Annotated in this window: 41 protein-coding genes; 24 read left to right on the top strand and 17 right to left on the bottom strand. The window is 49.1% G+C overall.

Translation table 11 applies throughout. The features are described from left to right. Positions 1 to 2: 2 nt before the first annotated feature. On the top strand, positions 3 to 1,631 hold the full coding sequence (locus IV04_RS26890) for a response regulator receiver domain (RefSeq protein ID WP_235212867.1): 1,629 nt from the start codon (positions 3 to 5) through the stop codon (positions 1,629 to 1,631). A 90-nt stretch (positions 1,632 to 1,721) separates the two neighbouring features. Here IV04_RS26890 and IV04_RS21180 read toward each other — a convergent pair whose 3' ends face one another. From IV04_RS21180 to IV04_RS21100, 16 genes are all read right to left on the bottom strand, one after another. Further along, the gene (locus IV04_RS21180; RefSeq protein ID WP_037396628.1) at positions 1,722 to 2,138 is read right to left on the bottom strand and encodes a hypothetical protein; all 417 of its coding nucleotides are present in this window, start codon (positions 2,136 to 2,138) and stop codon (positions 1,722 to 1,724) included. Between the two features lie 39 nt (positions 2,139 to 2,177). Beyond that, positions 2,178 to 3,407, bottom strand: a complete 1,230-nt coding sequence (locus IV04_RS21175) for an integrase domain-containing protein (protein ID WP_005130445.1) — start codon at positions 3,405 to 3,407, stop codon at positions 2,178 to 2,180. A gap of 351 nt (positions 3,408 to 3,758) precedes the next feature. Continuing rightward, on the bottom strand, positions 3,759 to 4,931 hold the full coding sequence (locus tag IV04_RS21170) for a site-specific integrase (protein WP_037396625.1): 1,173 nt from the start codon (positions 4,929 to 4,931) through the stop codon (positions 3,759 to 3,761). Next, on the bottom strand, positions 4,886 to 5,095 hold the full coding sequence (locus IV04_RS26885) for a hypothetical protein (protein WP_037396623.1): 210 nt from the start codon (positions 5,093 to 5,095) through the stop codon (positions 4,886 to 4,888). The genes IV04_RS21170 and IV04_RS26885 overlap by 46 nt, the downstream gene beginning before the upstream one ends. Next, the gene (locus tag IV04_RS21160) at positions 5,092 to 5,313 is read right to left on the bottom strand and encodes a hypothetical protein (protein WP_037396619.1); all 222 of its coding nucleotides are present in this window, start codon (positions 5,311 to 5,313) and stop codon (positions 5,092 to 5,094) included. Before IV04_RS21160 ends, IV04_RS26885 begins: the two co-directional genes overlap by 4 nt. Next, the gene (locus tag IV04_RS21155; RefSeq protein WP_037396616.1) at positions 5,310 to 5,537 is read right to left on the bottom strand and encodes a hypothetical protein; all 228 of its coding nucleotides are present in this window, start codon (positions 5,535 to 5,537) and stop codon (positions 5,310 to 5,312) included. Before IV04_RS21155 ends, IV04_RS21160 begins: the two co-directional genes overlap by 4 nt. A 2-nt stretch (positions 5,538 to 5,539) precedes the next feature. After that, positions 5,540 to 5,770 (bottom strand): hypothetical protein, encoded by a 231-nt coding sequence (locus IV04_RS21150; RefSeq protein ID WP_037396614.1) that lies wholly within the window; start codon positions 5,768 to 5,770, stop codon positions 5,540 to 5,542. Position 5,771: 1 nt separating this feature from the next. Then, on the bottom strand, positions 5,772 to 6,056 hold the full coding sequence (locus IV04_RS21145) for an ANR family transcriptional regulator (RefSeq protein ID WP_037396611.1): 285 nt from the start codon (positions 6,054 to 6,056) through the stop codon (positions 5,772 to 5,774). Next, positions 6,053 to 6,241, bottom strand: coding sequence for a hypothetical protein (locus IV04_RS21140; protein WP_037396608.1), 189 nt, complete (start codon positions 6,239 to 6,241; stop codon positions 6,053 to 6,055). The genes IV04_RS21145 and IV04_RS21140 overlap by 4 nt, the downstream gene beginning before the upstream one ends. A gap of 181 nt (positions 6,242 to 6,422) precedes the next feature. Continuing rightward, positions 6,423 to 6,791 carry a hypothetical protein gene (locus IV04_RS21130; RefSeq protein WP_037396603.1) on the bottom strand — a complete coding sequence of 123 codons (369 nt, stop codon included), beginning with the start codon at positions 6,789 to 6,791 and terminating at the stop codon, positions 6,423 to 6,425. 83 nt (positions 6,792 to 6,874) lie between these two features. Next, complete coding sequence (locus tag IV04_RS21125) at positions 6,875 to 7,291, bottom strand: hypothetical protein (protein WP_037396601.1); 417 nt, start codon at positions 7,289 to 7,291, stop codon at positions 6,875 to 6,877. Further along, positions 7,284 to 7,511: a hypothetical protein gene (locus IV04_RS21120; RefSeq protein ID WP_037441340.1), complete on the bottom strand. Its 228-nt coding sequence runs from the start codon at positions 7,509 to 7,511 to the stop codon at positions 7,284 to 7,286. Before IV04_RS21120 ends, IV04_RS21125 begins: the two co-directional genes overlap by 8 nt. 3 nt (positions 7,512 to 7,514) lie before the next feature. Beyond that, positions 7,515 to 7,817: a hypothetical protein gene (locus IV04_RS21115; RefSeq protein WP_037441336.1), complete on the bottom strand. Its 303-nt coding sequence runs from the start codon at positions 7,815 to 7,817 to the stop codon at positions 7,515 to 7,517. After that, positions 7,810 to 8,127 (bottom strand): hypothetical protein, encoded by a 318-nt coding sequence (locus IV04_RS21110; RefSeq protein ID WP_051916926.1) that lies wholly within the window; start codon positions 8,125 to 8,127, stop codon positions 7,810 to 7,812. Before IV04_RS21110 ends, IV04_RS21115 begins: the two co-directional genes overlap by 8 nt. Then, on the bottom strand, positions 8,120 to 8,314 hold the full coding sequence (locus tag IV04_RS21105) for a host cell division inhibitor Icd-like protein (protein ID WP_037396599.1): 195 nt from the start codon (positions 8,312 to 8,314) through the stop codon (positions 8,120 to 8,122). The genes IV04_RS21110 and IV04_RS21105 overlap by 8 nt, the downstream gene beginning before the upstream one ends. Positions 8,315 to 8,427: 113 nt before the next feature. Beyond that, the gene (locus IV04_RS21100; protein ID WP_037396598.1) at positions 8,428 to 9,054 is read right to left on the bottom strand and encodes a LexA family transcriptional regulator; all 627 of its coding nucleotides are present in this window, start codon (positions 9,052 to 9,054) and stop codon (positions 8,428 to 8,430) included. Between the two features lie 99 nt (positions 9,055 to 9,153). Between IV04_RS21100 and IV04_RS21095 the strand changes: the two genes are divergently transcribed. From IV04_RS21095 to IV04_RS25865, 9 genes are all read left to right on the top strand, one after another. Beyond that, on the top strand, positions 9,154 to 9,369 hold the full coding sequence (locus tag IV04_RS21095) for a Cro/CI family transcriptional regulator (protein ID WP_037396595.1): 216 nt from the start codon (positions 9,154 to 9,156) through the stop codon (positions 9,367 to 9,369). Positions 9,370 to 9,643: 274 nt separating this feature from the next. Beyond that, complete coding sequence (locus tag IV04_RS21085; RefSeq protein WP_051916817.1) at positions 9,644 to 9,910, top strand: hypothetical protein; 267 nt, start codon at positions 9,644 to 9,646, stop codon at positions 9,908 to 9,910. A gap of 286 nt (positions 9,911 to 10,196) precedes the next feature. Then, positions 10,197 to 11,819, top strand: a complete 1,623-nt coding sequence (locus IV04_RS21080) for a DEAD/DEAH box helicase (protein WP_037441333.1) — start codon at positions 10,197 to 10,199, stop codon at positions 11,817 to 11,819. Further along, positions 11,816 to 12,781, top strand: a complete 966-nt coding sequence (locus IV04_RS21075; protein WP_037396588.1) for a toprim domain-containing protein — start codon at positions 11,816 to 11,818, stop codon at positions 12,779 to 12,781. The genes IV04_RS21080 and IV04_RS21075 overlap by 4 nt, the downstream gene beginning before the upstream one ends. Continuing rightward, positions 12,781 to 13,638: a hypothetical protein gene (locus IV04_RS21070; RefSeq protein ID WP_037396585.1), complete on the top strand. Its 858-nt coding sequence runs from the start codon at positions 12,781 to 12,783 to the stop codon at positions 13,636 to 13,638. The genes IV04_RS21075 and IV04_RS21070 overlap by 1 nt, the downstream gene beginning before the upstream one ends. Beyond that, positions 13,638 to 14,420, top strand: coding sequence for an antitermination protein (locus IV04_RS21065; protein WP_037396582.1), 783 nt, complete (start codon positions 13,638 to 13,640; stop codon positions 14,418 to 14,420). Before IV04_RS21070 ends, IV04_RS21065 begins: the two co-directional genes overlap by 1 nt. A 222-nt stretch (positions 14,421 to 14,642) precedes the next feature. Then, positions 14,643 to 15,110, top strand: coding sequence for a Panacea domain-containing protein (locus tag IV04_RS21060; protein WP_037396579.1), 468 nt, complete (start codon positions 14,643 to 14,645; stop codon positions 15,108 to 15,110). A 10-nt stretch (positions 15,111 to 15,120) separates the two neighbouring features. Continuing rightward, positions 15,121 to 15,507 carry a hypothetical protein gene (locus IV04_RS21055; protein WP_037396576.1) on the top strand — a complete coding sequence of 129 codons (387 nt, stop codon included), beginning with the start codon at positions 15,121 to 15,123 and terminating at the stop codon, positions 15,505 to 15,507. Between the two features lie 129 nt (positions 15,508 to 15,636). After that, the gene (locus IV04_RS25865) at positions 15,637 to 15,900 is read left to right on the top strand and encodes an ogr/Delta-like zinc finger family protein (protein WP_081893264.1); all 264 of its coding nucleotides are present in this window, start codon (positions 15,637 to 15,639) and stop codon (positions 15,898 to 15,900) included. A gap of 51 nt (positions 15,901 to 15,951) precedes the next feature. On the opposite strand, the gene IV04_RS21050 is transcribed toward IV04_RS25865, so the two are convergent. Next, entirely contained in the window at positions 15,952 to 16,188 is a 237-nt protein-coding gene (locus IV04_RS21050) for a hypothetical protein (protein WP_037396575.1), read from the bottom strand. A gap of 147 nt (positions 16,189 to 16,335) precedes the next feature. Here IV04_RS21050 and IV04_RS21045 point away from each other — a divergent pair, with 147 nt between their 5' ends. The 14 genes from IV04_RS21045 (at position 16,336) to IV04_RS20980 (ending at position 24,587) form a co-directional block, all read left to right on the top strand. Then, a complete protein-coding gene (locus IV04_RS21045) occupies positions 16,336 to 16,710 on the top strand; it encodes a putative holin (RefSeq protein ID WP_037396574.1) in 375 nt (124 codons plus the stop codon). After that, entirely contained in the window at positions 16,691 to 16,990 is a 300-nt protein-coding gene (locus IV04_RS21040) for a phage holin family protein (protein ID WP_231566253.1), read from the top strand. Before IV04_RS21045 ends, IV04_RS21040 begins: the two co-directional genes overlap by 20 nt. Continuing rightward, a complete protein-coding gene (locus IV04_RS21035) occupies positions 16,983 to 17,375 on the top strand; it encodes a M15 family metallopeptidase (protein WP_037396572.1) in 393 nt (130 codons plus the stop codon). The genes IV04_RS21040 and IV04_RS21035 overlap by 8 nt, the downstream gene beginning before the upstream one ends. Before the next feature lie 29 nt (positions 17,376 to 17,404). Beyond that, the gene (locus IV04_RS26465) at positions 17,405 to 17,719 is read left to right on the top strand and encodes a hypothetical protein (protein ID WP_051916924.1); all 315 of its coding nucleotides are present in this window, start codon (positions 17,405 to 17,407) and stop codon (positions 17,717 to 17,719) included. A gap of 170 nt (positions 17,720 to 17,889) precedes the next feature. After that, positions 17,890 to 18,174, top strand: a complete 285-nt coding sequence (locus IV04_RS21025) for a hypothetical protein (RefSeq protein ID WP_037396570.1) — start codon at positions 17,890 to 17,892, stop codon at positions 18,172 to 18,174. 73 nt (positions 18,175 to 18,247) lie between these two features. Continuing rightward, positions 18,248 to 18,508 carry a DNA polymerase III subunit theta gene (locus IV04_RS21020; RefSeq protein ID WP_037396567.1) on the top strand — a complete coding sequence of 87 codons (261 nt, stop codon included), beginning with the start codon at positions 18,248 to 18,250 and terminating at the stop codon, positions 18,506 to 18,508. 84 nt (positions 18,509 to 18,592) lie between these two features. Beyond that, positions 18,593 to 19,714: a hypothetical protein gene (locus tag IV04_RS26625; RefSeq protein ID WP_051916923.1), complete on the top strand. Its 1,122-nt coding sequence runs from the start codon at positions 18,593 to 18,595 to the stop codon at positions 19,712 to 19,714. Between the two features lie 2 nt (positions 19,715 to 19,716). After that, a complete protein-coding gene (locus IV04_RS21010) occupies positions 19,717 to 19,947 on the top strand; it encodes a hypothetical protein (protein ID WP_037395249.1) in 231 nt (76 codons plus the stop codon). Between the two features lie 4 nt (positions 19,948 to 19,951). Continuing rightward, entirely contained in the window at positions 19,952 to 20,308 is a 357-nt protein-coding gene (locus IV04_RS25485) for an HNH endonuclease (protein ID WP_037395253.1), read from the top strand. A 94-nt stretch (positions 20,309 to 20,402) separates the two neighbouring features. Next, positions 20,403 to 20,897 carry a phage terminase small subunit P27 family gene (locus tag IV04_RS21000; RefSeq protein ID WP_037395255.1) on the top strand — a complete coding sequence of 165 codons (495 nt, stop codon included), beginning with the start codon at positions 20,403 to 20,405 and terminating at the stop codon, positions 20,895 to 20,897. Then, on the top strand, positions 20,894 to 22,627 hold the full coding sequence (locus IV04_RS20995) for a terminase large subunit (RefSeq protein WP_037395257.1): 1,734 nt from the start codon (positions 20,894 to 20,896) through the stop codon (positions 22,625 to 22,627). Before IV04_RS21000 ends, IV04_RS20995 begins: the two co-directional genes overlap by 4 nt. Next, the gene (locus tag IV04_RS26620; protein ID WP_037395260.1) at positions 22,624 to 22,785 is read left to right on the top strand and encodes a hypothetical protein; all 162 of its coding nucleotides are present in this window, start codon (positions 22,624 to 22,626) and stop codon (positions 22,783 to 22,785) included. Before IV04_RS20995 ends, IV04_RS26620 begins: the two co-directional genes overlap by 4 nt. Beyond that, complete coding sequence (locus tag IV04_RS20985) at positions 22,775 to 23,995, top strand: phage portal protein (protein WP_037395263.1); 1,221 nt, start codon at positions 22,775 to 22,777, stop codon at positions 23,993 to 23,995. The genes IV04_RS26620 and IV04_RS20985 overlap by 11 nt, the downstream gene beginning before the upstream one ends. Next, positions 23,988 to 24,587, top strand: coding sequence for an HK97 family phage prohead protease (locus IV04_RS20980; RefSeq protein ID WP_037395267.1), 600 nt, complete (start codon positions 23,988 to 23,990; stop codon positions 24,585 to 24,587). The genes IV04_RS20985 and IV04_RS20980 overlap by 8 nt, the downstream gene beginning before the upstream one ends. The last annotated feature ends 13 nt before the right edge of the window (positions 24,588 to 24,600 follow it).

Genomic DNA, 24,600 nt, shown 5'->3' with positions numbered 1-24,600 from the left:
TAATTACGGGACACACCCTAGACCCAGCAAAAATTGATTCCTCAAAGCGTGCTGCTACTCTCGAAGAATATTTTCAAGCCAAGAATATGATCTGTGATATTGATAACGGTTCGGTAAACTTTGATGTTGACCGCATCCGTAAGTCAGATTTGGTTATAATGGACTATCATTTAGATAACAATGCACCAGATAAAACTATTACAATTTTAAAAGAATTAAAAAATTCAGATCATTTGAATATGATTGTTATTTATACAAGAGAGGAACTCAAAACTGTTTGGATGCAAATTACTTCTTCTCTGAGAGGGATCGAAAATTGTAATGACAAAATACTTGCAACAGAAAACGATGATTTAATTGAATACTGGCAGAGTATTATTTTACCTGATTTAATTCACAAAGGAGATAGGGCATTAACGAGGGATGAAACTGTACTATATATCCAAGATGACTGCCTATGTAAGCGCATTAAGAGAGTAATACGAAATGATGGAACCCTTACAGAGCAAAATGATATTAATTTTATTGCTAAGATGATTTCTGAATATTCAGTCGCTGAAAATGCCGTCATTCCAGATTATGATACAAAAAGTATGGTTGTAGGGGATACTGCCGGTATTAAATGGATTCAAAGTGGTAACATATTTATCAGTGTTTTCCATAAGGATAAAGATGACCATGAAAATGATGGTGAGAGAATTTGGCAAACACTAAATGAATCATTAATTGAATGGAACCCATCTTATTATCAAATCATCAAATCAGAGATTCAAAATACTATTGAAGCAGAAGCACTTTCTTTCAATAACCATTTGGCTAATGATGGTTATGGTCAGGCTGGATGGTTGAATCAAATATTAAATTCCTCGTCTGATGAAATTAAAAGGAAAAACATTGAGTTTGTTTTTAGTAATTTATCTGAAGAACTTTATGAAAGATTGAAGGGAAATAAATCTTTAGTAGGCTTCATTAATGATGTTTTTGAAACTTATACAACTGATTTTAAAAGCAGTGGAGAAGCGAAATCGTTTGAATATTGTTCAAAACAAATGAATTTACCTGCAAATGCAAGCTCATTTAATGAGATGTATCATGCTTTAAACATGAATCTGTCTTCTAAAAACTTTGAAGAAGGACATATTTCGACAGGTACAATTTTCTTCGATACTGAATCTGAAAAATGGTATTTATGTGTTTCTGCTGCTTGCGATCTTGTCCCTACTCAGGGTAATGATCCACACCATAAAAGATTAAGTCCTCATCGTTTAATTAAGGTGTTAGAACTTTTCAATGCTAACCAGAACAAAGCATTACCTAATGCAGAACAATCCAAATATATTTATGTGATCCATAAGAACACCAGAAAGTATTTATCTATATTTGAAGGCGATAAAACTTTACCAGTAGTTGATTATATGGTTGTTTTAAATCATGGGCGATCTGTTCCTGGGGAAGAAAAAAATATACTCTCGGCGGTATTCTTGAGTAGCATGGATGACAACGTACAAAATGTACCTGTTAAACTGAAATTAAAATCCCAGCTTCGAAGCGGTTATGCTGAACGATACCAAGCTATTGCATCGCAATACAGTTCTAGAATTGGTGTGGATTATGTATCTATGATGCCTTAACACATGAATAGCCGATATGATATAGGGGGAAGTCATATCGGCATTTTTACAGTACCAAGTTATTTCCAATACCCTCCAGAATTTTAATTCTTATCTCTGCTTTAATCTCCTAAGTTTCATTGACTCAAGAGAAAATAGCAATAAGGCTGTGCTATAGATAAATCCTGAGTTAGTCAGTAACCTGAGATTTAAAGCATCGGGCTGCTCACTTAAAAAATGAAATGCATATACTAAATAAATGGCTAATGCTGCCGTTCCAATTGTAGGGCCTATATCACCTTGATCATGGGGTTCCAGTGTGACATTGAACCTAAATATAAGCCATTCAAATCCCCATGTTAAAAAGACAACCATTAACATTGCAGATAAAAGATATAATATATTTTCTATATTAGGATTTTTTAAAGCTGATTTGTCTTGGAAAAACTCACATGCTGATAGGCCAAAAAATATATAATAAAGTGGCCTGGAACTGAATTTCTCAAAAATCTTAAATATTGTTTCCATATTAATTTATCTCCATTATGATATTAATGGTAGGGCGACTTAGGCTGCAATAGATTTAAATCTTTGAGTTTGAATATAATCACTCCACCACTGCATTAGTATATATCTCTCTTTTAAGTATTCTGCACGATTATAAGCGGCAATTATTTCATCCTTCTTTGAGTGTGCAAGAGCAGCTTCGAGGACATCAGTTCTGAACTTACCGGACTCCTCTGCGGCCGTTCGTGCAATAGATCTCATTCCATGAGCTACAAGCTCACCTCCGAATCCCATTCGAATAATAGCGGCATTAGCTGTTTGTTCATGCATGTGATTGAGTGGAGCCTTTATGCTTGGAAACACCCATTCACGATGTCCACTTATCGCTTTCATTGAATCCAAGACTCGCAAAGCTTCTTTGCTTAGTGGAACTTTGTGAGGCTTCTTCATTTTCATAAACTCAGCAGGGATGTTCCACATTGAGTTGTCAGTATCTATATCAACCCATCTCGCACGAACCGCTTCACCAGGGCGAACCCATGTGAGAAGTTGCCACTCAATCAGTAGCCTTGTTTCTAAACGGATAGAAGCATTGGTTAGAACAACCAGGAAGCGGGGGAGTTCGGAAGGGGGTAATGCTGGCATATTCTGTTTTTTAGGCTTACTGAACCGTTGCCCAAGGTTGTCAGCCGGATTGAATTCGATAAGTTCCTCAGTAGCTGCATAACGGAAAATTTCATTTAATCGGGAAATGATTCGCCGTAAAGTTTCGAGGACTCCTCGTTGCTCAATAGGATCAAGATGTTGCTTTAAGAGTTTGGGGCGGATCTCATTGACAGGAACATGACCTAAGCCGGGAAAGATATTTCTCTCTAGACTTCGCCAGATGTCTTCTGCATGGTCTTGTGAGATACCAGAGGTCTTTACCTTCTCATCTAACCATTTCCTTGCCACGGTTTGGAGAGTGTGTTCAGTAGCATTCTTTAAGGCATTAGCTTTATTGTTGTTATGGACTTGAGGATCAATGCCATTGGCAAGCAAGGAAAGATATTCATCTCGTAAGGCTCTTGCTCTTGCTAGTGTGAGGTGAGGGTAGGTCCCAAGGCTCATTTTGGTTCTTTTCTTACTCACCGGCACAGCATACCTGAAATACCAATTCTTCTTCCCTCCTTTCGAGAGGGGAGCGATTCGTAGGATCAAACCATCACCGTCAAACAAGTTGATTTCTTTGTCGGCTGGCTTGGTGCTTTTGATTTCAGTGTCAGTGAGCTTCTTAGCGATTTTTGCCATTTTGGGACCCTCGGTTTTTGGACCCTTCGTTGTGGGTCCCATTCAGGGTGCCATAAGTGATAGTTCTCAGCAATTCTCACTAGACTACAATAGACGTAAAAAAGCCCGCAAGGCTGGTTCCATGCGGGCTTAGTAGACTTCATTGTACTTCAAACAACTAAAAATTGGTGGAGCTGGGGGGATTTGAACCCGCGCATTAATTGATATTAATAAATTGATAATTATGATTTTATTTTAATCTCATTTTTAAAAGTGCATAAAAAGTGCATTTCACTGTCCTTGTTTTGTCTTAGTTTAGTCTCCTTCTCATTAATATTTTGTTACGTGCGCTAATTGGATAATTCAGTTTCCTTATAGGGAGTTGAATTGGCGTCCTGAATTTCCATCGTACTCAGCAAGATAAGAACCATAGTGGCGGAAGAGCATTTCTGGCCCTTTGTGGCCCATCTGTCCCGAAAGCCAAAACAGATTTACCCCCTGACTGATTAGGCGAGTGGCGTACGTGTGACGTGTTTGGTAGGCGTTACGGTACCGAACCCCGGCTTTTTTCAGTGTTGGCACCCAGGCTTTTTTCCGTATGGCATCAGCACCGGCCCACGGCTCACCTGTTTTTGGATCTTCAAAAATAAAAGCACCCTGTAAGAAGGTGAATGGCTTTTGTTCCGCCAGAGCCTTCAAGGCCTCGCTATCCAGTTCGATGCTTCTTTTCCCCGCCTTAGTTTTAGTGCCTTTTATCACCCCTGACACACTGGCCGATTTCACATGCGCCACTTTTCCAACAAAATCGATGTCATCCCAGCGGAGAGCGCACAGTTCAGAACTGCGCATTCCGGTATGCAGTGCAAAACGAAACAGGTTTTCCCACTGTTTATATTTAGTACCTTTATATAGAGCTTCAACTTCCAAGGGCGAGAGCGGATCGACTTCGTATTCCGAACTGGTTTCCGCTGTTTCCGTGCTATACCTAGCTGCGCTAACAAGTGTCACTGGATTTATGCTAATTAACCCATCCGTGACGGCTTCATCAATGGCGCTGCGGAGGAATGACAGGCGATTCCTAATTGTTTTCAGCGTGGTTTTTTGGAGAGTAATCCAGTTCTTTAATATTGCCGGTGTAAGTTCGGTTACCGGGAGTTTATGCAGCGCTGACAGTGCTGATTTGCATTTCCTGTAACCATCAATGCTTGAAGGTGACAGGTTCCGCTTTTCACAGATAACCAGGTATTCCGTCAGGTACTCGTGAATAGAGCGGCTTCGTTTGACGCTGCCGAACAGTGCCAACTTTTTTGAGTTGGGAAAGTATTCGGCATAAACAAATTGACCAGAGCTGATTTTATTTTGGATCTCCCCTAAAAGCCGCTCGGCGTATTTTATATTTTTCCCGCTGACATCGGTCTGGGAAAGGGATTCCCGGCAGAGAACCCCTTTATATGTGAAGGTAATAACCAATGTGCTTCCGGTTTTATGTTTCCGGATTGTTATCCCTCTTGGGAGTGAAGGCGATCCTTGTTCTTTCTTGCCCATTTTGAAACCTCGGCTAAGTCAATCCATCTTTCTTTTACGCCATCGACTTTTAATACATGGATACCCTCAAGCCATACTCCCCTTTGTATCCGTTTGTTAATGGCTTCTACCGTTTCGCCCGACTCCCGGCAGTAGGAGGAAATGGGTACACAATCAAGGTTCATCGCTTCATCTCCTGCAGTACAACGCGGTAAGCTCGCATCACTATCGGCGTTTTGCCACTGATTACGGTTTTCATGCGGAAGAAACCAGAGTGCGCCGCCGTAACGCTGGTCAGAAAGAGGGCGGTATCGACCACCCGGTTATGCTTACGGAATTCAAACACCGTGCTGGTGATCGTGAGGCTGGCGGTAACGCCATGATCCTGATAATCGATTTTCATTGCTTTGGCTCCACCGGGTTTAACTTTATGCCAATGTGCTTGGCATAGCGGCGCATGCTGCGATTCAGCGGCATCTGCACATTGCCGTCATTGGTGCGGTACTCCGCCACCGACTGCTGAACGTTGGCGTATTCATGAACCGGCTCCCTGGTCAGCCGGTGACCCTGCGCCAAGGTCACGCCGCACAAACCTTGGCGCGTTTTGCTGTTGCGTCTCTTTGGCATGGTTAACTCTCCGGTTTGCCAGTGTATTTCGCCTGCCCTGCACACAAATCGGCGTTATGAACACACAGATCACGCTCTTGCTCTGTGAGTCCTGCTGAGGTGTGCCCTCCACGCCAAACCTCGGCGGCCCGACGATAAAGGCTGCGTTCTGCCAAAGCTCCGGCCTTGGTGTGCAACTGCTGGAATGCGCTGCTCGGGCTTTTGGGCGTCTTGCTGTTGTAGACCTTTGCCATATCACCGCTCCCCGCTGGTGGTCTTGTTGATGTGGTTGCCGAGTGCCTCGGCCATCTTCTTCGCTTCTTTTTCGGCAGCAGCCTTCTGACGCCATGCCTCATAGCGTGTAGACAATGTGCGGCGCTTATCACAGCGGTCAGCTCTGCGGTCGGCCCATTCACGATTAACGAGCTTTACGGCGACTGCGCTGGCCTGGCGCCAGAACGTGGCCGCAAGGTCTAACTGTCCAGCCTTCTCGAATTTGGCCGCTTGGATCGCGTTGAGCATGTAGGGGCTTAAGTTCATTTCGTCTCCTCCACCGTCTTGCTATTGATGTAACCTTCAATAGCTTCGGGCACATCATCGAGGAGGGAGCTGAGCGCTCCGACCAACTTAATCAGTTCTTTATCCTCGGCGGTGCATGTCTCCAGCCAGATACCTATGACTGCTTGTGCTTGCTCCACCCGGCACTGAACGTCAATTAATTGCATGATCCCCCCCCCTCCGTTATGGTGCTGGCGATGTCATGGATAACTCCGATAAGTTCGAGCTGTACGCCTCGTTCGGTACTGTTTGCGGTGAGGCATAAAGCGGCCTCAGCTAGATCTTTGATCTTTGCCAGAGCATCAATTGCGCCCAGGTTGCATGGTGCTTTTTGAGAGTCAGTTGCCATCAGTGCACCACCTGCAGGGTCGATTTCCCTGGGTTTTCCAATGCATCCGATACAGCGGCTTTCATCATTTCTTCCATGACCGTGGTGCCGAGGGCTGTTAATTTGTGCTTGCAAGTCAGCATTCCGTGATAAAGGGTGGTTATGTGGGTGTTTCCAGCTTGCCGGCCAAATTCTTCATAGCCTGGATGCTCAATCAGGCTGACCATGCATTGCTCAAGGCTTTTCTGCGTTACGTAAACACGCACTACATTGTTTTTCGGCAGAACGATATCAGCCCACCCACCGCCATAATGGCCTTGGCAGAAACCTAAATAGGCGGTGATAATCCGGCGTCTATTTATTTCGATTAGGTTAATTCTCTCTGACATAGCTAATTACCTTTTCCTGAGTTTAGGCCGAGCGAATCCCTCAGCCTGATGGCTGTTATTAAATTTATTTCTGAGTTGCTTAATTAATACGGACGGCGTTTCATTAATTCATCGTGCTTGCTAGCCCAAGCGTCATATTCTTTTTGCCAATTAACTATCTCTCGGCGCTTGGCAAGTAATCGAAGAATTCGGCGCTTGGCGCGATCTCGGCAATTGAGGTATTCAAGCGTTAGATTGCCAAGCACCCATACATTTTTTTGCGGGTCAAAAGCAGAGTCATAACGAATCTCAAGCCCTTGGCGTTTATATACCTCTGTCGCCATAATGCGTGCCAAATTGTCGATGGCGGCGCCACGACTTAAAAAACGTTTATAAATGCCGTGGCGATATATAACGTAAACTGGCATATCAATTTTGCGCATTGCATCTTCAATGCCACCAGCATCCGCCACGTAGTCCTCACCCATACGGGCATAATCAATAACTTTATGGTTATTCATCTTTGCTTTCCTTCGGTGGTATTACCTTCCAACCTGCCTGCTTTGCGTAATGCAGGAACGTATCAAAAGAAGCTGTAATTTCGTCCTCACGAATATTGCGGAACGCTACGAGTTTCCCGTTTTCAATACTGAGCACAATCTTGGTGGTGGCGTCAGGAATTAGAGGGGTTATCACTTTTTCCTTGATGGAAACGATGAGGCTTGCGTGTAGGCTGCTCATGATTCAGCCCCCCCCCCCTTGACGCTTTCTCAATTCAAAAGCAGCGTTATCGCTATTTTGTTTTAGCACCTGACTCAGTCTCGGGAGACTCCTAAGCACTGAACCAATTAAAAGTAAATCTCGCTTCGCCTCGCTATCTAAATACTCCTCACTTTCTCCAGCTTCGAGAAGTAAATTACCAATGACACGCAATGCTGAGTTAACGCCTGAAGCAGTAGCGCTATAGACATGCTCAATATCTAGCAATTCTTCGTTGCTCACGGCTTTAAAATTATTAACCGACAGTAAATGGTAAATATCACGCATGGCTACCCCCTGAACTATATGCTTCCCAAGCCTCAAGGCGGCGCTGACTGCCAGGATCAAAGTATCCGCAACCTACCGACGCAGCTTCTTGCTCGATGCTTTCAGCGGTTTCTTGAGCCCTGTAAGAGATAAGGGTCAGTGTGTCTGCTATTACGCTCATGCGCTGATAGCTTTCGGGTGATTCCATCCAGTGCAGCAAAAGATCAGCAGCGGCGGCAATCTCCAAAAAGGCGCGCTTCGACAGTGCATCCATATCCGTAATCGCGGTACGCAGCCTATTTAAGTCGTGGCTGTCTTGATGATTAGACATGGCGCACCTCAATATTCTTAACTGGCAGGCAACCAGCGAATGCCAAAATATAATCACGCACCAGTTGGCGACGAGCCTCTTTCTCGCTGGTGGCTTTTACACGCTGCATGAAAGGACGTGACTTCATGTCACTGCGTAAAACTGATGCGAATAGATAAACCTTTGTGGGTTGGCTATTAGTTTTCATCTCACTGGCTCCGTTGTTGGCCGATGATTGAAATCTAACTTAACTTAGCTTTTAATTCAAGGTTAAACACCAAACTTTTCTTAGTATGGTGTTATGGCAATAACAATCAGAGATTAGAGTTCGTACTGAACGCCTTTAACAACGCCGATGATCAGGCAGTTACCGTTTATAGAAATGTTTGGATAGCGAGGATTTAAGGGGACTAAAAATTTTTGAGATCCATCAATTACTAATTTTTTTATGGTAGCTTCGCTAGTGCCATCCACTCTAGCAACAACAATTTTTCCGTGCACCGGCTCCACATCTGGATCGACGATCACTATGGCCCCTTCTGGTATAGTTGGTATGCCATGTGGATTTGTCATCGAATCCCCTTTCACCACTAATGCGAACGAATTATCGCCTGTTTTGAGGGATGTTTCTATCCACAGGTCTGTATCGTTACTCCATTCTACTGAATTGGTTTCTGTAAATCTCCCCGCCTGCACCCACGAAATAACCGGAACTTTACGCATCTTTGTTATGAGGTTGCCCTCAAACTCTGTGCCGTAAAGAATGTAATTTATTGATGTATTGAAAAATTTTGCCAGTTTAGCAAGGGATTCTCCACCAGGGGAGTTAATATCCTTCTCCCAATAACCAACTGCAACATCACTCACCCCGCAAAATTTACCTAACTCTTTTTGGGAGGTTTTAGTAACTCTCCTGAGGGCCCTTATGCGCTGACCAACCGTTTCCATCTGAACACCATTTTTATTGATAACTAAGTTATCTTAGTTTTAATTGACCAAAAATAACTTTGCAATTAATATCTAAAAAAACTTAGTTTTGAGGTTCGTATGACAACTGATGACATTGAAGGCTACTTCGGCAGCGCTGAGAAGGTCGCTGCGTTTTTCGGTATCACAAGCGAAGCTGTTTACCAGTGGAGGGGGAGACCTGGCCGTCTGATTCCAAAAGGGCGCGCCGCAGAGGCGGCATACAGAACAAAAGGGGAGCTGGCATTTCGTCCGGAACTTTACAAACGGTCAGTTAATCCCCCGAAAGGTGTATGACGTGACCCCCGAAGAATTCATTCGCAAGCATATCACCGCGACGCTGGTGGCTGAGGGCTTTCCTGAAAGTGTTGCCGGGGGGGGGGGCTGACTACGGCCTCGACCACTACCGCCGCATGTCGCAGGCAAGCAAGAAGGGCGCTGCGTTCGATGATTGCCTCTACCGCGCCAGAGTGTGGGCGCAGGGGCAGGCCGGTAAGGTCGAGCGCAAGACAGCCAGAAAGCAGCGTAAAGGTGATCTGCTGTGAATCAGCCTGACTATCTCACAACCATCATGCCTCGAGTGTACTGCCAGGCTGATGCAGCGTGGATTCAGGAGCAACTGCAGAAATTTACGGTATCAGCCAGGCATAAAATCGTGGCGCTGTATGCGGACGTTTATCAGGCGGCCTGGGATGAAGAACCAGTGTCATTCAAGCAGGAAAACAGGGCACGGCATGAGGCCAACACCCGACTGCGAAAGTTTGTAGAAAACCATGGCAAGGCATTGCAGGGGTACACAGCCGAACCACCCCTGGCAGGAAAAGTTAATCGTTCCTGAGGATAGCCAGGCTTAAAGGTGCTTGGTTTGGATGGCTAGATGTTTTTATCTCCAGACTCCTAAACCCCTATTTTACGGGGGAGAGGGAAGAGGGGGGGTAAGGGGGGGAGATGGGAGTAGGGGAAGGAATAGCCGCCTTTTCCAACAGACAACTCCATAGGTTAGGTAGATCTCGATCTGAGGGGTTAGCCCTTAAAGCGCCACTGCACTGTCGTTTGGTTTGCAGGGCAAACCGAAACCCGAGATGGGTTTTCCTTGGAAAAGTGAATTGGTGGGAGGTTGCACAATGCTGAGTATTACACCTAACTTCGCACAGGAACGCGCATTGAACATGCTGCGCCGTGATTGGAAGTCATTTAACTCTTTCATGGTCTATGCACCCACAGGCAGTGGTAAGACCGGGCTGGCGGCTTTCATCACAGCCGGTTTTGTTAGTCGTGGTATGCGTGTGCTTTTCGTTGCCCCGTTCACTGTGCTGGTTAACCAGACATCGCGCCGCTTTGTTGAATACGGGCTACCAGAGGATGAAATCAGCTTCATCTGGCGCGACCATCCGAGCCACGATCCAGCGCTAAAAATTCAGATCGCCAGTGCCGACACGCTGATCCGCCGTGATTTTCCGGACAATATCGACCTGCTAATCATTGATGAAGCCCACCTGCGCAGAAAGCAAATCCTGATTGAGATTGAGCGCCTTACACGTGAAGCAGGCGTGAAGGTCATTGGCCTGTCTGGTACGCCATTCTCGTCATTTTTGGGGCGCTACTACCAGCGACTGGTAAAGCCAACCACCATCAGTGAATTGATCCAGCGCGGCGACCTGAGTAGTTACGAATTCTATGCACCGTCCAAGCCTGACCTTAAAGGGGTAAAAACAACCAAGTCTGATGATTGCGGGCGAGACTACAACGAAGCGCAACTGGCCGAGATTATGTGCGGCTCTGATCTTGTTGGTGACATTGTCGATAACTGGCTACAGAACGGCAGGGATCTACCCACGGTGGCGTTTTGCGTTGATGTTGCTCATGCCAACTTCGTTACGCTTCAGTTCAACAAGGCCGGAATCAATGCCGAAGTGATGGTGGCCGAAACGCCCCATGAAGAACGTCAACTTATCATTCATCGCTTTGAAACGGGCGCAACGAAAATCATTGTCAGCGTCGGTGTGCTGGTAGCTGGCTTCGACAGTGATGTCCGGTGCGTGATCTATGCCCGTCCAACAAAAAGCGAGATCCGCTGGTTACAGGCTTTGGGAAGGGGATTGCGCACAGCTCCGGGTAAAGAGTCATGCCTCATCTTCGACCACTCAGGTACCGTGCACCGCTTGGGTTTTCCTGACGCCATCGAATATGACGATCTGCCATCCAAAAGTGACGGCATGAAGGAGGCTGCCGCCCGTGCAGCCGAAGAGCGCCAGGAGAAATTACCCAAAGAGTGCAGCGAGTGCCACTTCATGAAACCCGCTGGTGTGTATGTCTGCCCGAAGTGTGGATTTAAACCCCTCGCCGGGCAAGACGTGGAAACAGATACCCAGCGTGGACTGAAAAGGCTTGGCAAAGGAAAGCGCGTTCCCACCGATTCCGAGAAACAAGCCTGGTGGAGCCAGATCAAGTTTTATCAGCGTCAGCGTGCCTCGATGGGGAAACCCGTCAGTGACGGTTGGTGCTCTCACACCTTTCACGACAAGTTCGGCGAGTGGCCGAATAACCTGAGTGATTTTCCGATGGAGATCACCCCTGAGGTCAACAGCTACATAAAACACAAACGGATCGCCTTTGCGAAAGGGCGTGAGAAGGCTGCGGCGGCAGTTCAACAATCTCATGCCGGAAGCGCCAACACCACTATGAAAGTGATTAACGCCAAAAAACATCTTGAAGAAATGCGCAAAAGTCTGAGGAAGGCAGTATGAAGACATCCGAAGCGGCAAAGGGCCGGTGGGCTGAAATTTTTGAACATTTTGGGCTGCCGCCTATCACCGGAAAAAATCACTTTAAAGGCGAATGCCCTTTATGCGGTGCTCGCGGGAAATTCCGCATTGATGATCACCAAGGAACGGGATCATGGATTTGCATTTGTGACAGCGGCGACGGGATGAAGCTGCTTAACCTCACTCAAGGCAAATCGTTTGCTGAGTTATGTACCGAGGTAGATCAACTCCTTGGCAACAACTATCGACACATGAGTTTACCCGTCAACAGCTCGGCGGCAAAACAGCGGCAGCGCGTGATCAGCAAGTTTTCCAAGCTGGTGGGTCTGCGTGGCACGACAGCGGCCAGCTATTTACGCCAGCGTGGCATTAATCGATTGCCTGCTGAGGCTATCCGCTTTAATGACCGCCAGCGGCACGCCGGGCGGGTTTATCAGGCGCTATATTCACTGGCCACCGATGATAAAGGGGAGCTGTGCTACCTGCACCAGACGTTACTGGATGGTGAACGAAAGGCCGACATTGGCGAAAGCGCCAAACGCCTCAAATCGTTGCAGGAACAGAATTACCTAGATCATGCCCGTTCAGTAGCGATACGCATGTTCCCTGTAGCTTCAACGCTGGGTATCGCAGAGGGCATTGAAACCGCGCTTTCCTGCTATCAGGTATACGGCGTGAACACCTGGGCGACTATCAACAGCACATTCATGAAGAAATTCAGGGTACCGGCCGGCGTAAAACACCTGATTATTTTTGCTGACATGGATCTCCATTCAGCAACCGGCCAGGCAGCGGCCTTTGAGTGTGCTCATGCCAACCTATTGGCAAAAAACGATTTGATATCTGTAAGCGTTCGATGGTGTGACGCTGGTGATTTTAACGATCTCCTGATGAATGGTGATCAGGTTCGCGAGTTGGTTTATTACAAAAAGGTGGCCGCATAATGCGCAAAGACAATCCAGAGCATAAAACGTTATTCACGATCCCTACAGCAAAATACAGCACCGCACTGGCGACAACCAAACCACTCCCGCCACAGCGCGTTATTACCGGCCATAAGCAGACGGATGCGTATTTATGGGTGTTGGAGGTTATTCAACTGAATGAGCCGGCACACCTGCAGGCGGCGGAAGATGCGTTGAAAAAGCTAAAGATCACCCCCAAGCAGGCGCAGGAACGCTACAGCGCTTACCTGATGAAATCGGGCGTCCAACCATTCCAGATCGCCTTTGGCACAATGTCGATGGATAACCCGCAAGGCTATATCAATGGCGCAAAGCGGAATATTGAAAAGGCCAGCCAGGTACGGGCAACATTTGGCAGTTATGCTGCAGCCCTTGAGAATGTTGAGGCAGAGCGGCTGATTCAGTCATCAATAAACTATATCAGCGATCACCTGTGGGGATGGAGCCAGGAAGAGCGGGAGGCTAAAAGTATTGAAGGCGGTCGAAGCACGGAGATCGACAGAGAGCGCCGAGGGTATGTTGCCGGATACCAAGACGTGCTGCCAAGCCCCCACACCCTTTCGGACATAATTCGCGAGTTTGAGTATTGGGATTGGTTGTATTTAATGCGTGACAGCGCGGCACATGAAGAGGGCTGGGAGTATGGATACTCAGGGCATCATGAGTCAGTTTATGACCGGGAAGATTATCTCGAAACGCTGATGGCCACCATAAAGCCAGTGAGCCGCCAAGAGGCAACCGATGCATGCCGATGGGTGTTGAACAGTGAGAGATTGAATGATCGTGGAGAACTAACGGAGTCCATTATTCTCAATCTGGTTGGGGAGTGCGGCTGATGAAGCTTGAAGCATCTTTAAAGCATTTCAGCCCTCAGGGACTGACCATTACCGACACGCCAAACAGCACTAGCGCCGAACGGCTTACGGGCACCGATGTTATGGCGGCGCTTGGCGTTGTGCAATCAAAGGCCCGTTTCGGCATGGCGGCGTTCTTGGGTAAAACCGGTATCAGTGACGGCGATCGGGAGCAAGCCATTCATGCGCTGACGCAATACGCCAAACAGAATGCGCCAAAGCACGTAGGCAAGGTAGCAGGGCGAAAGATGGCTCAGTGCATGGTGATACTGGCTACGATGGCCTACGAAGAATATTCGCACTCTGCTGCTGGTGGCCGTGAGTGCGAGCATTGCAACGGCAAAGGCCTGCTGCCGGTTTACCGTGATGTCGTGAAATACCCTGGATACGTTGGTGCAGATGGTGAAGAGAAGATCCCACCACGAACTGAAAAAGAGCTGGTGCAGGAATTCTGCCAGCACTGCAACGGGAAGGGGGTAATCGCCAAGCGTTGCCGCAACTGTAAAGGGACGGGTAAAGCCATAGATCGAGAGGCCACCACGGCAACGGGCGCACCGGTAATCAAGGATTGCGAACGGTGCAACGGGAAGGGATTCAGCCGCATGCCTTCCTCGGTGGCTTATGGGGCTATCACGGCGCTGCTGCCAGAATTGACACAATCATCCTGGTCACGCAACTGGAAACCGTTCTATGAAGCGCTGGTGGCGAAATGCAACACAGAAGAGAGCGTGGTTGCCGCAGAATTCCAAAAAATAACTAAGTGAAGACGGCAATACTCAGCATGGACGCCGAGTGTAGGTGTGGAGTTTTTACTTTGTATTGTTTTGATTTCATTTGTTTTTAATGGATTGTTAATTTATACCATTCTGGTATAATTACTACCGATAATAATACTGTATAAATATACAGTTGTTTTTTTCTTGACTTTATGCTCATTAAACCCCATATCTATTTTGCATAACCCTTAACACTTGAAGGAGGTAAGTATGGCGTACCCAACTGCTGCTGTAGCTAACGCCTTCATTGATAAGGCTTTGGCAGGTCAAATTGATGACCTATCGCCCATGAAGCTTCAGAAATTGATTTTTTTCGTTCAATCATGGCATTTAAAAATTTATGATGAACCACTGGTTGATGAGTTTTTCGCCAAATGGCCTTACGGGCCAGTGATCCCTTCCCTTTACCATGACGTAAAGTCATACGGTTCAAGGTCGATCACCACACCGATTAGTACGTTAGTAAACGCCGAACCCGGTTTTAAGATTGTTACACCTAAGGTTCCGAGTAGCGATACACGGACAAACAAGCTCATAGACAAAATTGTGAGTGTTTACGGGCCTCTACGAGGCACTCAGTTATCTTACTTAACTCATCTTCCTGGAACGGCATGGTCTCGCACTGATGAGGACGGGGCTGTGATTGACAACCAGTTGATGAAAGAGTGCATCGAATAAGGATTGTTACTTGCAGTCACTGGATGACATCACTCTACCTGGTACCGCCGCAACAATTCCTGATGCCCCATCAGGGGATGAAATTCAACCATCCTCTGATGGTATCGGCAAACACCCCGCACTTATTGTCCAAGATATTGAAGATCGTAAAGCGGATCGCGCCCTTCGTGAAAAATTTGGAGAAAAAGCATATCGAGTGGCTAAAAAGTCTCTGTATGGCTGGGCGTGGCTGCTAATTGCTTATGCTGTATTCAAGTTTCGTTTTGGGAAAGAACTATTTTCGGACAATGTACTTATTGCTATCACCTCCGCTGTCACATTGAATGTATTTGCGGCGTTCCTTGGTGTTATCAGGGGATTATTCCCTGCAGCAAAAAACGGAAAACCTGAAAATTAATTCGTAGGTTGCATTTTGCATAAACATGGCGTAGATTCTTTAAAGAGTGGCATATCTCGCCTGAACACTACAGATAATTACCAGAACCCGCACCCAAGCGGGTTTTTGCGTTTCTGGAGGGAAGTAAAAATGATGCATTGCCCTTTATGCGGACATACGGCGCACACCCGCTCAAGTCGCTATTTGAGCAAGGAAACCAAAGAGCGTTATCACCAGTGCCAAAACGTTAATTGCAGTTGCACGTTTGCAACTCACGAAACGGTGGCGCGTCTTATTGCTCAACCGCAGTTGGTAGCAAAAAAATGCCCTGACTCGCAAGGGGGCGATTCGGGGCTAAATGTTGGTTCCAAAGTTTCTCATGCTGGCAGGGCGCCAACACACCATAGAGTGTAATAAAGAACGCGGTAATTGCACAAAGTATTTTTTGATTTTGAAAAATGATACCTACAGGCTCTTGATCAACTTACGCTTCTCCATCTCAAGCACTTCAGCGCTAATATGTGGTGATTCATATTTGAACTGCTCAATTTTTTGTTTTATTTGGTCAGCACCCAACTGGCTTGTGGGTATGATCGCAGAGATAAGATGAAGGGATAACTCAGATCGAACGAGAAGATGTTCTATCACCTCACTTTGTATAGATAACTTATTACGTAACTCATTAATGGCCTTTTCTGACATATTACCCTCCCACCTTTGGTTTAATTGCTTAGAAAATACCACTTCTCTATTTATCTGAAAACATGAATGTAAATCATTAGCTGCCTGAGGCAGCTTTTATCATATCTAACGCCCGGCGTTCGTCGAGCGACGAACAAAGGAGCAAAAATGGCAGAGCCTGTTACCACAACAACAACCGTGGCAGGCGGAGCAGTAACGGGGGTAGCGATCATGACGTTTTTCGCTGGGCTACCAGCAGACGTTGTACTGGGCGCTTTTGCTGGCGCAATCCTATTTGTTGCATCCGCTTCGGAATATGGCATTCGTTCCCGCTTAATCCTGGCTCTCGGAAGTTTCATTGCTGGGATAACCATGTACAAACCTGCTGCCGCATTAGTAATTGTGGCACTCCCTGCAACTTATGATCGTGGTGCCGATGCTGCTGGCGCTTTGTTGGCTGCGGGGTGCGTACTTGGCGTGTTGATGGGAATCAACAAAAGAAACGCAAAGAAAAAAGGGGGCGATGATGCTGATAACTCATGATCCAGAAACGTTGATTAATGCTGTCGTCTGCGCAGTGATCTTTCTTCGCCTGTTTTCTTTCCGTCGAAACGGTGCCGAATTCGTCCTGTGGGGTGGGTTCCTTGCGTGGGGACTGATGTTTGCCACCGGTTCGGTAACGCTCCGCATTGTGATGGGAGCATATGAGGGAACTACTGACCCCGCCGAGCTTTTTATAAACGTTGTGCTCTGCCTGCTTGTGTTGAGGGCAAAGGGCAACGTAGTGCAGTTGTTCAAGGTAAGGAGAGGTAGCGATGCCTAATTTCAGATTCAGCCAACGCAGCGAGGGCAACCTTGTTGGCGTAAACCCCGCGCTGGTAAAAGTGGTGCGCCGGGCGCTGGAGCTTTCGACCGTCGATTTTTCAGTGATTGAAGGTAAGCGCACGATGGAGCGGCAAAAGCAGTTAGTGGCCGCAGGCGCAAGCAAGACGATGGCCAGCCGCCACATCACCGGGCATGCGGTGGATCTCTTTCCCGTTGGTGGTGACTGGAATGATTATAAATGCTGGCTGCCAGTGCTTGATGCCATGCACCAGGCAGGAAAGGAACTGGGCGTTCCACTGCGTTTCGGTATTACTTGGACGGGCAACCCGCGCGATGTACCGGCCAAGTTTTTGGATGCGCCCCATGTGGAAATGCCAGCATAAGCAAATACGGATTAATAGGCCTGCTACTGGTGACTATCTGCCTCGGCTGGCTGGCATTTCACTATCATGGAAAATACACCGCCGTGCAGGACGATATATCCAGCCAGGAAACCATCACCGGTAACATCCTCACTACTATCAATCTGATGCAGGACATCGCAAAGGCCACTCATGATGATAAAAACGCGATCGCACTGGAGTCACAGAGAGCCAAGGCTGACATCAAAGCTGCTGTTACGGGTGATGCTTGCGCTGATAGCCCTGTGCCTGCTGGCGCAGTTAACAGGCTGCGGGACTACGCGAACAGTGTACGTTCCGGTACCAGCAGTTCCGCTACCCACTGAGTTAACCAGTACCACCCCAATCCCTGATATTCCCCCAGCAATGACATGGAGCCATAGCTTAGCGTTAAACGCTGAACTGATTGGGCTACTAGGGCAGTGCAACCGGGATAAGCGGGGCATCAGGGCTATTGAAGATAAGCGCAATGGCAGTTAGCTGCCGGGAGAAACCAATGAACGAAGCTAAACCGCAAGATGGCAGCACCGTAAAGGGTTATCGCACGTTGAATGACGCCGAAATTGATGCAATGAACCGCCTGAAGAATATCAGCAAGTTGTTCATTAAAGAGCTCGATTTGTTGGTGGAGTGCGCTTCTGCTGAGCCAGTAGAGCGAGGCAGTCATCGCGAGCTTGAGCGCCAGCAAACACTACGCTGGTTGGCTATTGCTCGCACTGATATGCAAACCGCGTGCATGGCTGCATGTCGGGCTGTAGCTCGCCCTGATGCCGATAGCTAATCTGCCAGCATCACAGGTGGCACTCAATGAGCGCCATCGATAATGCTGTATAATCCTCTCAACAGGAGGATCTATGACTCAATCTTACAATCTCGGCAATCTGCCAAAAGAAGAAATGGACAAGGTAAACGTCGATATGGCGGCGTCTGGCGTTGCGTATAAAGAGCGGATGAATATGCCAGTAATACCCGCAGAAGTGGCGGCACAGCAGCCTGCACACCTGCGCGATTACTTTCTTGAACGCCTAACCCATTATCGTGAGGTAAGCAAAACGCTGCCGGGTGGCACGTCACCGGTTTACCAACAGATGGCTGAGCAAAACGGCAAGAAATAATAGCGCCTGCATTTAGCGGGTACCGATACACAGCAACCAAGAGCCTCGGCATTGTCCGGGGCTTTTCTATTTGAGGTGATAATTATGGCAATAATTAAACCCGGCACTGAGTTTGTTGGTGTAGGGCTAGAAGATGCTGTTAGAAAGTCTGCGACGCTAGATCAGGTGATCGCTGGTACCGTGATTTTTAAATCGAACGTGTATTCCTATGGCGAGGTAATGATCCAGGCAGCGGCGGGCAAGCCGAATACACTACTCCGATTCCGCGATGAGTCCGGCGCTGACAAAGGAGGGATTTACGCGCAGACCGATACAGGGCAGCTAAACCTGCGATGGAATGGCTCAGCAAATGCTGCGCAATTCAAGCCAGATGGTACCGTTGTCTTCCCTTCCACCGTGTACTCTGGAACTACTGCGTTGATTAAGGCTGGTGAGTATGGCCTTGGTGGTTCAGCATTACATCAAGCGAACGCACTGCAGAATATCTACAAGATGTACAGATTGACTGCCGCGAGCATAAACGTCCCGACCGCCACGACATACGGCGCCATATCAATCCCTATCGATGGTAATGCAATCCCGACGGTCACTTATCTTTTTGTTGATCAAAAGGGGCGACTGAGGACGGGGTTGTCTGATGCGTCAACGGGGACGGGATTAATATCGTATAGCATCTGGGGTGACTACAATACTACAGTAGACGCCAACGGCTTCATCAAGAAAGCCTCTCCGGTCGTCAAGCTGTTCGGTGACGGTAGCAGCGAACTCAACGAGCAAAGCCAGAACGTGACAACTGAGCGCATCAGCGAGGGTGTTTACCGGGTTTCCGGGGTGATGGGTTTTAACAGCGATCCGGCGTGGGGTGGCCCGAATGGTGGAATTGGGTTGCCAAAGGACAATAACGATCTGGCGCTGCTTTGGGTGGATTATGAAGTCGATGAGACGGGTGATCTGCTGATCAAGACCTTCCACCGCATCAATTCTACCGCGCCGAAGTTCGCACAGAACATTGTTGCCGGCTACAAGGAAGGCCAGCCGATCGACATTCCTACTGGCCGCTGGATTGACCTGCGCGTAGAGATGCCTGCAAGCGACGAGCCAGAACCAGCCCCAGAAACTGAGTCCGCGCCAGAGACTACCCAGCAGCCCGAAGTGGCGCTAGAGCCCCAGGATTCAGTAATCAACACCAACAAAGAAGAGGAATAGTTATGGCGACGCGAGTTTTAGATCTGACCGCTGCATGGGTCAAGGTTACCGATGGCACCAATACGGTAACGGTGCAGGTTAAGTCAGGCCTGGTGCGCCTGGTTGATTCACCGACTGCTCCTGCTGTTGATGCTCAGGGCCATGTTGTTGATGACTGGGTGACTATCACGCCGCCCACCGTTGGCTGGATTAAGTCCGAATCTGCGGCCAGTACGGCTGCGGTGGTGAGTTAAGCTCATGCCACCAAGGACACCCAAGGCATGCCGCAAGCGTGGTTGTCGCAATACCACAACGGACTCCAGTGGGTTTTGCAGTGAACACAAGGGCGACGGTTGGCGTAATTACAAGCCAGGACAGAGCCGCCACCAGCGCGGCTATGGTAGTCAGTGGGATGGTATCAAGCTGCGTATTCTTAGGCGTGATAAGGGGTTGTGTCAGGAGTGTCTTCGTAGAGGGGCGGTAACCGAAGCAACCTGCGTGGATCACATAGTACCTGTGGCGCGCGGTGGTGATGATAGAGGGGGCAACCTTCAAAGCCTATGCACCCCCTGCCACCGGACTAAGACGGCCAGAGAGCGACTGTCGGGGCGGTAGGGGGGGTAAAATCCCTGCAGCCCTCATCCTTCCGTACTGCCCGCCTCGTCGTATTTTTATACCCGCGAAAAATGAAATTTAATCTGGAGCGCTTATGGCCGGAACGGCGGGCCGTTCTGGGCGACGACCAAAACCGAATGCCCGCAAGGAATTGGCCGGTAACCCAGGCAAACGAGCCCTAAACAAAGATGAGCCGGTGTTCACACCCATCAAAGGTGCTGATCCGCCCTCGTGGTTTGAGGAGGAGGGGCTGCACCTTGCCACGGTGATGTGGCAGATGACCACCAAGGAACTTTGCGGCCAGGGGATCCTTTGCGTAACTGATTTGGCGGTACTGGAGCGCTGGTGTGTGGCGTATGAGTTCTGGCGCCGGGCGGTGAAGTCCATAGCCCAGCAGGGAAACGTCGTGACCGGCGCTACGGGTGGACCAATAAAGAACCCACAACTGACAGCCAAAAAAGAGCAGGAATCGGAAATGAGCAGCACCGGCGCCATGCTCGGCCTTGATCCTGGCAGTCGGCAGCGCCTGATTGGCCTGGCCGGGCAAAAGAAATCCACAAACCCTTTCATTAAGTTGATCACGTCATGACAAGAAAATCATACCCCAACGTTAACGCGGCTAATCAGTATGCGCGGGACGTGGCGCGCGGAAAGATTGTGGCGTGCCAGTTTGTTATCAGCGCCTGCCAGCGCCACCTTGACGATCTGGCAGAAGAGAAGGGCCGCAAGTTCCGGTACCGGTTCGATCGCGACCTGGCAGAACAGGCGGCGCGATTTATCCAGCTACTGCCTCACACAAAAGGGGAGTGGGCCTATAAGCGCATGCCGATCACACTGGAGCCGTGGCAGCTCTTCATTGTCTGCGCGGTGTTTGGCTGGGTGCATAAAGGTACCAAACTGCGCCGATTTCGTGAGGTCTACACCGAGATCCCTCGCAAGAACGGCAAATCGGCCATCTCGGCTGGGGTGGCGCTCTATGGCTTCACTTGCGACGGTGAGTTTGGTGCCGAGGTTTACTCGGGTGCCACCACTGAAAAGCAGGCGTGGGAAGTATTCCGCCCAGCCCGGTTGATGTGCAAGCGCACGCCGATGTTGATGGAGGCTTTCGGGATAGAGGTTAACGCTTCAAACCTGAACCGGCCGGAAGATGGCGCTCGTTTTGAACCACTGATCGGCAACCCTGGCGACGGCTCATCACCCAGTATGGCAATAGTGGATGAGTATCATGAGCACCCGACCGATGCGCTGTATACCACCATGCTTACCGGCATGGGTGCCCGGCGGCAACCGCTGATGTGGGCGATCACCACGGCAGGTTACAACATTGAAGGGCCGTGTTACGACAAGCGCCGAGAAGTGATTGAAATGCTCAATGGCACGGTACCTAACGATGAGCTGTTTGGCATCATTTACACCGTTGATGAGGGTGATGACTGGACGAAGCCCGCGGCGCTGGAAAAGGCCAACCCCAATATGGGAGTGTCAGTCTACCGGGATTTTCTGCTTAGTCAGCAGCAGCGTGCGATCAATAACGCCAGATTGGCTGGACCATTCAAAACCAAGCATCTGAATATTTGGGTGTCGGCCCGAAATGCGTTTTTCAATCTGGTCAGCCTGAAACGCTGTGAAGATACCACGCTGACGCTGGAGCAGTTCGAGGGGCAGCCCTGCATCCTGGGGTTTGACCTGGCGCGCAAGCTCGACATGAACAGCATGGCGCGCCTGTTTACCCGCGAGATTGATGGCAAGCGGCATTACTACAGTATTTGCCCGCGCTTTTGGGTGCCCTATGACACCGTGTATAGCGTCGAAAAAATTGAAGATCGGCGAACGGCTGAGCGCTTTCAGAAGTGGGTGGAAATGAAGTTGCTTTCCGTCACGGAGGGGGCTGAGGTTGACTACCGTTACATTCTGGAGGAGGCGAAGGCCGCTAACCGCCTGAATCCCGTGGAGGAGTCGCCGATAGATCCCTTTGGTGCAACCGGTATTTCGCATGAATTGGCCGATGAAAACATGTCACCCATCACGATCATTCAGAACTACACCAACATGTCTGACGCCATGAAGGAGTTGGAGGCCGCGATCGAGTCTGGGCGTTTTCATCATGACGGCAACCCGATCATGCTCTGGTGCCTCAGTAACGTGATTGGCAAGTTCTTGCCGGGTAATGATGATGTCGTCAAGCCGATAAAGGAACTGGACGCAAGCAAAATTGACGGCGCAGTCGCTCTGATTATGACCATTGGCCGCGCCATGTTGAATGAGCCCGGCGACTTCCTCTCAAGCCTCGACCCAGATGAAGAACTATTAATCTTATGAAATCACTCATTATCGACCTTTGCGGGTTGGCCGGTTTTGGCTCGCTCGTGGCAGGGCTTTACCTGCAATATGGTACCGCCATCGCGTTAATGGCGGGTGGCGGTTTAATGCTGGCGTTTGCGCTGGCGGCGGCCAGGAGGAATAAACGTGCTACTTGATGCCATTTTCCGTAGTGAGTCGCTGGAAAATCCCGCCAACCCGATCACGGGCGACAGTCTTGATCTGGGGTTTCGGGCAGGTGACGTGTTTGTCAGCCCGGAAACCTCCATGAAACTGGCGGCGGTCTACGCCTGTATTTACGTTCTGTCATCCACGATCGCACAAATGCCGCTGCACGTAATGCGCAAGACTGGCGACAAAGTGGAGCAGGGCAGAGATCATCCGGTTTTTTACCTGGTGCATGATGAGCCTAACGTGTGGCAGACCAGCTACAAGTGGAGGGAACTGAAAGAGCGGCATGTACTGGGGTGGGGGAATGGTTACACCAAGATTGTTCGATCTCGGCGCGGGGAGGTTACTGCTCTTGATGCGTGCATGCCGTGGGAAACCACGCTGCTCAATACCGGCGGTCGTTATACCTACGGGGTATACAACGAGGAGGGCAGCTTTGCCATCAACCCCCACGACATGATCCACATCCGGGCGCTGGGCAATAACCAGAAAATGGGGCTCAGCCCGATCTTGCAGCATGCCGAAACCATTGGGTTGGGAATGAGCGGGCAAAAGTACACCAGTAACTTTTTTAGCGGAAACGCTCGGCCAGCCGGGATTGTGTCAGTGAAAGGGGAGTTAAACAAAGACTCATGGGCCAGGCTGAAGGAGATGTGGCAGAAAGCCGCGCTGGCCTTGCGGGGCCAGGAAAACAAAACGCTGCTACTCCCTGCTGATTTAGATTACAAGGCCCTGACTGTTTCGCCAGTTGATGCCCAATTGATCGACCTGATGAAGATTAACCGCTCACAGATTGCGGGTATTTTCAACGTCCCTGCGCACATGATCAACGATCTGGAAAAGGCAACATTCTCCAATATCACCCAGCAATCCATCCAGTTTGTACGTCATACAGTGATGCCGTGGATCGTGAACTGGGAGCAGGAACTTAACCGCCGTTTGTTCACCACCGCCGAGCGTGCTGCAGGGTATTACGTCCGGTTTAACCTGGCTGGCCTGCTGCGTGGCACACCGCAAGAGCGCGCTCAGTTCTACCACTTCGCGATCACGGATGGGTGGATGAGCCGAAACGAGGCACGCGCCTTTGAGGACATGAACCCGGTTGAAGGCCTGGATGAAATGCTGGTCAGCGTCAACGCGGCCAACCCTGCCAAAGACATTACCGATTTAAACAAAGAGGACAAACCCAATGAGTGACAGAGAAACACGCTGTTACGGTGGCGAGGTGCGCGCCCAGCAGGAGGAGAACCAGCCTACGCACATTATCGGCTATGGCTCGGTGTTCGACAGCCGTTCGGAGGTGCTGTGGGGCTTTCGCGAAATCATCAAGCCCGGCGCTTTCGATGATGTGCTGAAGGATGACGTTCGCGGCCTGTTTAACCACGATCCTAACTTCATTTTGGGCCGCAGCTCGGCGGGCACCCTGTCGTTATCTGTCGATGCGCGAGGGCTGCAATACAACATCGTGGCACCAGAAACCCAGACCATCCGCGATCTGGTGATCAGTCCAATGCAGCGCGGCGACATCAATCAATCTTCCTTTTCCTTCCGCGTCGCCCGTGATGGCGAGGACTGGTATCAGGACGAGCAAGGGGTGGTGATCCGCGAGATTACCAAGGTTTCACGCCTGTTTGACGTAAGCCCGGTGACCTACCCCGCCTATCAAGAGGCGGATTCAGCCGTCAGATCCATGAAAGCCTGGCAGGAAGCGCGTGACAGTGGCGCGTTGCAGAAAGCCATTAACCAACGAATGGCGCGCGAGCGCCTGCTGACTTTACTCAATGTGTAAGGAATGACCATGC

This window comes from Serratia sp. Ag1, assembly GCF_000743355.1.
Lineage (GTDB): Bacteria > Pseudomonadota > Gammaproteobacteria > Enterobacterales > Enterobacteriaceae > Chania.
Note: the sequence above shows the minus strand (reverse complement) of the source record. Positions and strands in the feature narration are given on the sequence as shown.